Source organism: Nocardioides sp., from assembly GCF_036274455.1.
GTDB lineage: Bacteria > Actinomycetota > Actinomycetes > Propionibacteriales > Nocardioidaceae > Nocardioides.
This window is the reverse complement of the sequence record NZ_DASUFR010000016.1, coordinates 1-7,602: the sequence shown is the minus strand read 5'-3', so window position 1 is coordinate 7,602 and position 7,602 is coordinate 1. Positions and strand designations below refer to the sequence as shown.

6 protein-coding genes are annotated in these 7,602 nt (G+C 68.7%); all 6 read left to right on the top strand.

Annotated features, from left to right (window positions below; all coding sequences use genetic code 11):
• Positions 1-401: aldehyde dehydrogenase family protein (locus VFV89_RS01475; RefSeq protein ID WP_329704116.1), on the top strand; the 401-nt coding region annotated here is incomplete at its 5' end.
• 12 nt (positions 402-413) lie between these two features.
• Complete coding sequence (gene betA / locus VFV89_RS01470) at positions 414-2,102, top strand: choline dehydrogenase (protein WP_329704115.1); 1,689 nt, start codon at positions 414-416, stop codon at positions 2,100-2,102.
• Between the two features lie 9 nt (positions 2,103-2,111).
• Positions 2,112-3,215 (top strand): betaine/proline/choline family ABC transporter ATP-binding protein, encoded by a 1,104-nt coding sequence (locus VFV89_RS01465; protein WP_329704114.1) that lies wholly within the window; start codon positions 2,112-2,114, stop codon positions 3,213-3,215.
• Positions 3,212-5,332, top strand: coding sequence for an ABC transporter permease (locus tag VFV89_RS01460; protein ID WP_329704113.1), 2,121 nt, complete (start codon positions 3,212-3,214; stop codon positions 5,330-5,332). The genes VFV89_RS01465 and VFV89_RS01460 overlap by 4 nt, the downstream gene beginning before the upstream one ends.
• Before the next feature lie 44 nt (positions 5,333-5,376).
• A complete protein-coding gene (locus VFV89_RS01455; protein ID WP_329704112.1) occupies positions 5,377-6,345 on the top strand; it encodes an ABC transporter substrate-binding protein in 969 nt (322 codons plus the stop codon).
• A 131-nt stretch (positions 6,346-6,476) separates the two neighbouring features.
• Positions 6,477-7,602 (top strand): FAD-binding oxidoreductase (locus VFV89_RS01450; RefSeq protein WP_329704111.1); only part of this gene is annotated, 1,126 nt, incomplete at its 3' end.

Below are 7,602 nucleotides of genomic sequence, written 5' to 3'. Positions count from 1 at the left end.
CCGACCTCGCGGACGGGTTCTACTACCTGCCCACCGTGCTGGACCGGTGCACCAGCGCGATGTCGGTGACCCAGGACGAGTCCTTCGGACCCGTGCTCACCGTCGAGACCTTCCGCACCGAGGACGAGGCGGTCGCGATCGCCAACGACAGCATCTACGGCCTCGCCGGCGCGGTGTGGACCAACGACGCGGGCAAGGCCGAGCGGGTCGCCGGCCGGCTGCGGATGGGCACGGTCTGGATCAACGACTACCACCCCTACGTCGCGCAGGCCGAGTGGGGCGGCTACAAGCAGTCGGGCATCGGGCGCGAGCTCGGGATGGACGGGCTGGCCGAGTACCGCGAGACCAAGCACGTCTGGCACAACATCCGTCCGGCCGAGCAGCGCTGGTTCCAGGGCTGAGGGAGGAGCGCGATGGCCAGGGACCGGTACGACGTGGTGATCGTCGGCGGCGGCTCGGCCGGGTGCGCGCTCGCCAACCGGCTCTCCGCCGACGGCGCCACCAGCGTGCTGGTGCTGGAGGCCGGCCACTCGGACTGGAAGATCGACCCGTTCGTGCACATGCCGGCCGCGCTGCCATTCCCGATCGGCAGCCGCCTCTACGACTGGCGCTACGAGACCGACCCGGAGCCGCACATGAACGGCCGGCGGATCGCGCACGCGCGCGGCAAGGTGCTCGGCGGCTCCTCCAGCATCAACGGGATGATCTTCCAGCGGGGCAACCCGATGGACTACGAGCGCTGGGCCGCCGAGCCGGGCATGAAGGAGTGGGACTACGCCCACTGCCTCCCCTACTTCAAGCGGATGGAGACCTGCCTGGCCGGCGCCGACGAGTGGCGCGGCGGCGACGGCCCGCTGGTGCTCGAGCGCGGGCCGGCGGAGAACCCGTTGTTCGCGGCGTTCTTCCAGGCCGTGCAGGAGGCGGGCCACCCGCTGACCGACGACGTCAACGGCTACCGCCAGGAGGGCTTCGCGCGGTTCGACCGCAACCTGCACCGCGGTCGCCGGCTGAGCGCCGCGCGCGCCTACCTCCACCCCGTCCGCAAGCGGCCCAACCTCGAGGTCCAGACGCTGGCGATGGTGACGAAGGTCCGGTTCCAGGGGAAGCGGGCGGTCGGTGTCGACTACGTGCGCGGCGGTCGGTTGAAGCGCAGCGTGGGCGCCGGCGAGGTGATCCTCTGCGGCGGCGCGATCAACACCCCCCAGCTGCTCCAGCTCTCGGGGGTGGGTGAGGAGTCCCTGCTCAAGCGGCTCGGCATCGACGTCGTCCACCACTCGCCCGGCGTCGGTGAGAACCTCCAGGACCACCTCGAGGTCTACGTCCAGTACGCCTCCAAGCTCCCGGTGTCGATCGCGCCCGGACTGAGGTGGAGCAAGCGCCCGGGCATCGCCTACCAGTGGCTGGTGCACCGCCGCGGTCTCGGCGCCACCAACCACTTCGAGGGCGGCGGCTTCGCCCGCAGCAACGACGACGTCGCCTACCCGAACCTGATGTTCCACTTCCTGCCGGTGGCGATCCGCTACGACGGCTCCTCGCCCACCGAGGGCCACGGCTACCAGGTCCACATCGGCCCGATGTACGCCGACACGCGCGGCTGGGTGCGGATCCGCTCGACCGACCCCAGGGTCCACCCGAGCATGCAGTTCAACTACCTGTCGACGCCCAACGACCGGCGCGAGTGGGTGGAGGCGATCCACACCGCCCGCGACATCCTCAACCAGCCCGCGTTCGCGCCGTACAACGACGGAGAGCTCTCGCCGGGGCGCGAGGTGGAGACCGACGACCAGATCCTCGACTGGGTGCGGGCCGACGCCGAGACCGCCCTGCACCCCTCGTGCACGGCCGCCATGGGCGTCGAGGAGCGGTCCGTCGTCGACCCCGCGTCGATGCGCGTGCACGGGCTGGAGGGGCTGCGCGTCGTCGACGCGTCCGTCTTCCCGTTCGTCACCAACGGCAACATCTACGCGCCGGTGATGATGGTGGCCGAGAAGGCGGCCGACCTCATCGCGGGCAACACCCCGCTCCCACCCGCTGACGTGCCGTGGTACCGCCACGGCGACGGCAGTCCGCTCTACCCGCCAGGCGACAGCCGCAACCTCTGAGGACACCTCATGACCGCCACCGTGGAACCCAGCCAGTCGGCCACCGCGACCTCCACCAACGGGACGGGGGACCAGGACGTCGCACTCCACGTCCAGGGGCTCTGGAAGATCTTCGGTCCCCGCGCCGACAAGATCATGAAGTCGTCCGACGCCCAGCTGTCCCGCAAGGAGCTGCAGGAGAAGACCGGGCACGTGGTCGGCATCCGCGACGTGTCCTTCGACGTCGCACCCGGTGAGGTCTTCGTGGTGATGGGCCTCTCGGGCTCGGGCAAGTCCACGCTCGTACGGCTGCTGACCCGCCTCATCGAGCCGACGGCCGGCACCGTCGAGATGTACGGCGAGGACATCACCGCCATGTCCGACCGGGCGTTGCTCGACACCCGCCGTCGCAAGGTCTCGATGGTCTTCCAGCACTTCGGCCTGCTCCCGCACCGCAAGGTGGTCGACAACGTGGCGTTCGGGCTCGAGGTGCGGGGCGAGGGCAGGAGCGACCGGCGCAACCGGGCGCAGGAGATGGTCGACCTGGTGGGGCTCTCCGGCTACGAGAACAACTTCCCCGACCAGCTCTCCGGCGGCATGCAGCAGCGGGTCGGCCTGGCCCGCGCGCTGGCCGCCGACCCCGACATCATGATGTTCGACGAGCCGTTCTCGGCGCTGGACCCGCTGATCAGGCGGGACATGCAGAACGAGGTCATCCGGCTCCACCACGAGGTCGGCAAGACGATGGTCTTCATCACCCACGACCTCGCCGAGGCGCTCAAGCTCGGTGACCGGATCCTGATCATGCGCGACGGCGAGATCATCCAGATCGGGACGCCCGACGAGGTCGTCGGCGCTCCGGCCGACGACTACGTCAAGGACTTCACCAGCGACGTCCCGCGCTCGCACGTGCTGACCCTCAAGTGGGTCATGCGCGACCCCGAGGCCGCCGGCGGTGACGACGTGCCGGTCGACGGACCGGTCCTCAAGTCCGACCAGATCGTCCGCGACGCCGCGCGGGTGGTGCTCGACCACCACGGTCCGTGCCGCGTGGTCGAGGGGGACAAGGTGGTGGGCGTCGTCGACGACGAGGACATCCTGCGCGTCGTGGTCGCGGAGGAGGACGCCTCGTGAGCGACACCGCCGTCAAGGACGCGGCGGTCGCCGTCACCAAGGAGCAGCTGCCCTACGTCGACCCGCGCAAGCCGCGGCGCACCGGAATCAAGCTGGTCGGCATCCTGGTCTTCTGGCTCGTCTGCTACGCGGCGTTCAAGGGCCAGTGGACCAAGGCGCTCGGGCTGCAGGACACGACCGAGCTGCAGCGCAAGATCAACGACGCCCGCGACTGGATCCAGCTCGAGGGGCAGGACAACTGGTTCATCGGGGGCGTCCTCGGCGCCATCGGCGACGCCCTGAACTCCCTCGTCGAGTTCTTCCAGAAGCTGGTCAGCATCCCGGCCCTGCCGCGCCCGGTCCCCGAGATCGGCTGGCTCGGCGTGGTGGCCATCGCCGCCTGGGTCACCTTCGTCTTCGCAGGTCTGCGGTCGACGGTCCTGGTCACGCTCTCGCTGCTCTCCTTCGGCGTGGTGGGGCTGTGGTCGGAGAGCATGGACACCCTGATCATCACCGGGATCTCCGTCGCCATCTGCATCATCATCGGCCTGCCGGTGGGCATCTGGATGGCGCGCAGCAAATCGGTGTCGACGGCGATCACGCCGGTGCTCGACCTGATGCAGACCTTCCCCGCCTTCTGCTACCTCGCGCCGTTCGCCCTGTTCTTCGGCATCGGTCCAGCCACCGCGGTGATCCTCACGCTCATCTACGCGCTGCCGCCGATGGTGCGGATCACCGAGCACGGCATCCGCACGGTCTCGGCCACCACCATCGAGGCGGCCCGGTCGATGGGGCTCACCGGGACCCAGATGCTCCGCCAGGTGCAGCTCCCCATGGCCAAGCGGACCATCGTGGTCGGCATCAACCAGTGCATGATGGCCGCGCTGTCGATGGCCACCATCGCCGCGCTCGTCAACGGGCCCGGGCTGGGCAAGCCGGTCGTCTCCGCGCTGCAGGTCCTCAACGTGGGCGCCGCGTCCGTCGCCGGCCTGGCCATCGTGGTCATGGCGATCATGCTCGACCGCACCACCACCGCGGCGAGCGAGCGGACGACGGGCAAGACCAACATCGCCTCCGCCAGCGGCATGAGCGTGATGCTCACCGGTGTGGTGCTCGAGCGGCTGCCGCGCTGGGCCACCGAGGAGGCCGGACGAGGACAGCGGCTGCCCCGGCTCACGGCGTCCGGACGATGGATGCTCCAGAGCCTGCTTCTCATCCCCGTGGTCGTGTGCGTGCTCCTCTCCCGCCAGCAGCTCCGCTATGCCGAGTTCCCCGACGTCACCGACACCCCGGTCCTGAAGTGGATCAGCGGACCCGAGCTGACCAAGCAGATCAACAGGTTCACCGACTGGCTCGTCGGCGGGATCGACACCTACACGATCTGGATCAAGGACCACGTCACGGAGTGGATCATCAACCCGCTCCAGGACCTGCTGTCCCTGTCGCCCTGGTGGGTGATGGCGCTGGTCCTCCTCGCCGTGGCCTACGCACTCGGCGGCTGGCGCCCGGCCGTCATCACCGCGGTGTGCGAGGGCGTCATCCTGATCACCGGGCTCTGGAACGACTCGATGGTCACCCTCTCGATGACGCTGATCGCCACCGCACTGGTCATGGTGATCGCGGTCCTGCTGGGGGTCGCGATGGGACGCAGCCGACGGGCCGACCTGGCGATCAGACCGTTCCTGGACGCGTTCCAGGTGATCCCGCCGTTCGTCTACCTCGTGCCGGCGCTGGCGCTGTTCCTGCCCGGACGGTTCACCGCGATCATCGCGGCCACCGCCTATGCCGTGCCGATCGCCACCAAGCTCGTGGCCGACGGCATTCGCGGGGTCTCGTCGACCACGGTCGAGGCGGCGCGCGCGACCGGCAGCACGCGGTGGCAGATGATCTCGAAGGTCCAGCTGCCGATGGCGCGCGAGTCGCTGGTGCTGGCCACCAACCAGGGGCTGCTCTACGTGCTCTCCATGGTCGTCATCGGCGGCATGGTCGGCGGTGGCAGCCTCGGCTACATCGTCGTCTCGGGGTTCAGCCAGGACCAGCTGTTCGGCAAGGGTCTCTGCGCGGGCGTGGCGATCGCGGCGCTCGGCGTGATGCTCGACAGGATCGCGCGGTACGCCGCCGCGCGGTACGGGAACTGACTTCCTCCGCGACGGTCGCGGAGGGGAAGAGGGGAAGAACAGAGATGGCACGACGACTACGCCGTACCCGGCTGGTTGCCCTCGCTGCGGTCGTGGGTCTCGGCCTGACCGCCTGTGGGGGAAGCGACATCAGCAATGACGACACCGCTTCGAGCGGTGGGAAGGACTGCGGGGACCTCCGCATCGCCGTGAACCCGTGGACCGGCTACGTGTCCAACGCGCACGTGATCGGCATGGTGGCCAAGACGAAGCTCGGCTGCAACGTGACCTACCCCGAGGTCAAGGAGGAGGTCGGCTGGCAGGGTATGGCCGACGGCTCCATCGACACCATCGTGGAGAACTGGGGCCACCCCGACCTCGTCAAGAAGTACATCGACGAGCAGAAGAGCGTCGAGGACGCGGGGCTGACGGGCAACGACGGGATCATCGGCTGGTACGTGCCGCCGTGGATGGCCGAGAAGTACCCCGACATCACCGACTGGAACAACCTCAACAAGTACGCCGACATGTTCAAGACCTCCGAGTCCGGTGACAAGGGCCAGCTGCTCGACGGCGACCCGTCCTACGTCACCAACGACGAGGCGCTGGTCAAGAACCTCAACCTGAACTACAAGGTCGTGGTCGGCGGCAGCGAGGCAGCGCTCATCCAGAGCTTCAAGTCAGCAGAGGAGAACAAGACCCCGCTCCTGGCCTACTTCTACGAGCCCCAGTGGTTCTTCTCGGAGATGAAGCTGGTCAAGGTCGACCTCCCGCCGTACACCGACGGGTGCGACGCGGACCCGGCGACGGTGGCGTGCGACTACCCGCCGTACGCGCTGAACAAGCTCATCTCCACGAAGTTCGCCGACTCCGGTTCGCCCGCGGTGGACCTGATCAAGAACTTCAACTGGACCAACGACGACCAGAACCTCGTGTCCACCTACATCGCCCAGGACGGGATGGACCCCGACGACGCGGCGCAGAAGTGGATCGACGACAACCAGGACAAGGTCGACGCCTGGCTCGGCTCCTGACCTGACCCCCGCACGGCTGACCCGCGCCGGTCGGGGAGCGAGACTCCTTGACCGGCACGGGCAGTCGGCCTCACACTACCAAGCGTTCCCTATTATGCATTGCATTGCGTGATACGCAACAAGGAGTCATCGTGGCAGACGTCCCCTCAAGGGCTCGGTGCGTTGTCATCGGCGCCGGCATCGTCGGCAACAGCCTGGTCCACCACCTCGCCGGGCTCGGGTGGACCGACATCGTCCAGATCGACAAGGGCCCGCTGCCCAACCCCGGCGGCTCGACGGGCCACGCGTCGAACTTCATCTTCCTGACCGACCACTCGCGGGAGATCACCGACCTCACGCTCGACTCGGTCCGGCAGTACGACGAGATGGGCGTCTTCACCCAGTCCGGTGGCTTCGAGGTGGCGCGCACCGAGGAGCGGATGGAGGAGCTGCGCCGGCGGATGTCGTCGGCGAAGGCGTGGGGCATCGAGGCCGAGCTCGTGAGCCCGGACTTCGTCGAGGAGAAGGTGCCCTTCCTCGACAAGGACCAGATCATCGGCGCCTTCTGGCAGCCGGGCGTCGGCGTCGTCGACTCCCTGCGCGCGGGGACGATCATGCGCGAGCGGGCGCTGGAGAAGGGGGTGCTCACCGTCGTCCCGAACGTCGAGGTCACCGACCTGACGGTCACGGACGGTCGCATCACGGCCGTGGTCACCGACGGCGGCACCATCGAGGCGGAGACCGTCGTCATCGCCTGCGGCGTGTGGAGCCCCAAGATCGGCGACATGGCGGGTGTCTCGATCCCGCTGACCCCGGCCGTGCACCAGATGATCTCGGTGGGCCCGTGCCCGCAGCTGACCGGCCTCGAGGGCGAGATCTCGATCCCGATCGTGCGCGACATGGACACCTTCTGCTACGAGCGCCAGCACGGTGCCGACATGGAGGTCGGCTCCTACGCCCACCGTGCGATCCTCATGGAGCCCGAGGACATCCCCTCGATCGAGCAGGCCAAGCTCTCCCCGACCGAGATGCCCTTCACCGAGGACGACTTCGACCCGCAGCTCGAGCAGGCCTACGAGCTGATGCCCGAGCTGCTCGGCGCCGAGGGTGCGGAGATCCGCTATGCGATCAACGGACTGCTCTCCCTGACCCCGGACGGCATGCCGATCCTCGGCGAGACGGCGGAGGTCAGGGGCCTGTGGTCGGCTGCCGCGGTGTGGGTGAAGGAGGGCCCCGGCGTCGGCCGGCTGGTGGCCGAGTGGATGACGACCGGCACCC